Raw genomic sequence first — 3168 nt, forward strand, 5'->3', positions numbered from 1 at the left:
GTCTCGTCGCTCGTCGGTGGCGAGCGCGGTCTCTGGTCGACCACGAGCGATGGAGCCTCCTACGCGCTGTGGCACAGCCCGGACGGCGGGGAATGGACCACGGTGAACCTCCCGGCGAGCGCTCCCGAGGGCGGCGGGGAGCGCATCCTCACGGGGGCCGCTGACGTCGTGACTGTGCTGCTGCTGGCCGACGACGGCACGGGCGGGCGCCTGTGGTGGTCCGCGGAATAGCCGGAGGCGGAGGTTGTTGAAAACGGTATGAAACGCATCGGCTTCCTGTCGTTCGGTCACTGGACACCGTCTCCGCATTCGCAGACCCGGACCGCGGCCGACGCGCTGCACCAGTCGATCGACCTGGCCGTGGCCGCCGAGGAGCTCGGGGCCGATGGTGCCTACTACCGCGTGCACCACTTCGCCCGGCAGCTCGCCTCGCCGTTCCCGCTGCTCGCTGCGGTGGGTGCTCGCACCAGCCGGATCGAGATCGGCACCGGAGTGATCGACATGCGCTATGAGAACCCGCTCTACATGGTCGAGGACGCCGGCGCCGCCGACCTGATCGCCGACGGTCGCCTCCAGCTCGGCATCAGCCGTGGATCACCGGAGCAGGTGATCGAGGGCTACACCTACTTCGGCCACCACCCGGGCGAGGGCAGGGACCACGCCGCCATGGCGCGCGAGCACACCGCGGTGTTCCTGCGGATGCTCGAGGGGGAGGGGTTCGCCGAACCCAACCCCCGGCCGATGTTCCCCAACCCGCCTGGCCTGCTGCGGCTCGAGCCGCACTCCGAGGGGCTGCGAGAGCGCATCTGGTGGGGCGCCGCGACGCGCGCGACAGCGGTGTGGACGGCCGAGCAGGGCATGAACCTGATGAGCTCGACGCTGCTGACCGAGGACACCGGGGTGCCCTTCCACCAGCTCCAGGCCGAGCAGATCCAGCGCTTCCGCGACGCGTGGAAGGCCGCCGGCCACGAGCGTGAGCCGCGCGTCTCGGTGAGCCGCAGCATCATGCCGCTCGTCTCCGAGATGGACCACGCCTACTTCGGCAACGAGCGCCGCAGCACCGACCAGGTCGGCATCCTCGAGGGCGGCAAGGCGCGCTTCGGCAAGACGTACGCCGCGGAGCCGGACGTGCTCGTCGAGCAGCTCGCCGAGGACGAGGCCGTGGCCGCTGCCGACACGCTGCTGTTGACCGTGCCCAACCAGCTGGGCGTCGACTACAACGCGCACCTGATCGAGAGCGTGCTCACCCTGGTGGCCCCCGAGCTCGGCTGGCGTTGAGCCAGAACTCGACACGGGCGCAGATGGTAGGCATCTCGGGCCACAGTCACGAGAGGATCACTGCGCCGTTCCACCTGCGCCGAGGAGCACGATGAGCACTCACGTTGCCGACAGTCATGGTCTGATCCGCGTCCAGGGGGCTCGGGAGAACAACCTCAAGAACATCAGCGTCGAGCTCCCCAAGCGTCGGCTGACGGTGTTCACCGGAGTGTCCGGCTCGGGCAAGAGCTCGCTGGTCTTCTCCACCATCGCCGCCGAGTCGCAGCGGATGATCAACGAGACCTACAGCGCCTTCGTGCAGGGCTTCATGCCGTCCCTGGCGCGCCCGGAGGTCGACTTCCTGGAGGGCCTGACGACCGCGATCATCGTCGACCAGGAGCGGATGGGGGCCAATCCCCGCTCCACCGTCGGCACCGCGACCGACGCCAACGCGATGCTGCGCATCCTCTTCAGCCGGCTGGGCTCGCCTCACGTCGGTCCGCCCACGGCGTACTCCTTCAACGTCCCCACCCGCAAGGCCAGCGGCGTCATGACCACGGACAAGGGCAGCCACGTCGAGAAGAACGTCGTCAGCCAGGCGGTCTACCTCGGCGGCATGTGCCCGCGCTGCGAGGGCATGGGCACCGTCAACGACATCGACCTGACGGCGTTGTACGACGAGACCAAGTCCCTCAGCGAGGGCGCGCTGAGCATCCCCGGCTACTCGATGGACGGGTGGTACGGCCGGCTGTTCGAGGGCGTCGGCCTGCCGATGGACAAGCCCATCTCGTCGTTCACCAAGAAGCAGCTCGACACGATGCTCTACTCCGAGCCGACCAAGATCAAGGTCGAGGGCATCAACCTCACCTTCGACGGGATCATCCCCAAGATCCAGAAGTCGATGCTGTCCAAGGACCCCGAAGCGATGCAGCCGCACGTACGCCGCTTCGTCGAGCGAGCGGTCACCTTCCAGACCTGCCCCGCGTGCGACGGGACACGGCTGACGAAGGAGGCCCTGTCGTCGAGGATCGACGGCAAGAACATCGCCGAGCTCTGCCAGCTGCAGATCAGCGACCTGGCCGAGTGGGTGCGGGCGCTCGACGAGCCGACGGTCGAGCCGCTGCTCAAGGGGCTCCAGCACCTGCTCGACTCGTTCGCCGACATCGGCCTCGGCTACCTCTCCCTCGATCGGCCGGCCGGCACGTTGTCCGGGGGAGAGGCTCAGCGCACCAAGATGATCCGCCACCTCGGGTCGTCGCTCACCGACGTCACCTACGTCTTCGACGAGCCGACGATCGGGCTTCACCCGCACGACATCGAGCGGATGAACCAGCTCCTGCTCCAGCTGCGCGACAAGGGCAACACCGTGCTCGTGGTCGAGCACAAGCCCGAGACGATCGCGATCGCCGACCACGTCGTCGACCTCGGACCAGCAGCAGGTACGGCGGGTGGCGAGGTCTGCTTCGAGGGGACCGTCGACGGGCTGCGGGCCAGTGACACCACCACCGGACGGCACCTCGATGACCGCGCGAGGCTCAAGGAGTCGTTCCGCCCCGGATCGGGACAGCTGTCGGTCAAGGACGCGTCCACGCACAACTTGAAGAACGTCAGCGTCGACCTCCCGCTCGGCGTGCTGTGCGTCATCACCGGGGTCGCCGGCTCCGGCAAGAGCTCACTGATCCACGGTTCGGTCGCCGGCCAGGACGGCGTGGTCGTCGTCGACCAGGGGGCGATCAAGGGCTCGCGCCGGAGCAACCCGGCGACGTACAGCGGTCTTCTCGAGCCGATCCGCAAGGCCTTCGCCAAGGCCAACGGCGTGAAGCCCGCGCTGTTCAGCTCCAACTCCGAGGGTGCCTGCCCGACGTGCAACGGCGCGGGCGTGATCTTCACCGAACTGGGCGTGATGGCGAC

The 3168-nt window shown here is 68.3% G+C and carries 3 protein-coding genes; all 3 read left to right on the top strand.

What is annotated here, in order from left to right:
* Positions 1 to 231, top strand: a 231-nt coding sequence (locus RMO85_RS03340; protein WP_310526458.1) for a hypothetical protein, incomplete at its 5' end; no start/stop codon positions are given.
* A 27-nt stretch (positions 232 to 258) separates the two neighbouring features.
* Entirely contained in the window at positions 259 to 1278 is a 1020-nt protein-coding gene (locus tag RMO85_RS03345) for an LLM class flavin-dependent oxidoreductase (RefSeq protein ID WP_310526459.1), read from the top strand.
* A 91-nt stretch (positions 1279 to 1369) separates the two neighbouring features.
* Positions 1370 to 3168: excinuclease ABC subunit UvrA (locus RMO85_RS03350; RefSeq protein ID WP_310526461.1), on the top strand; the 1799-nt coding region annotated here is incomplete at its 3' end.

The sequence above is a fragment of the Nocardioides sp. genome (assembly GCF_031422975.1).
Lineage (GTDB): Bacteria > Actinomycetota > Actinomycetes > Propionibacteriales > Nocardioidaceae > Nocardioides.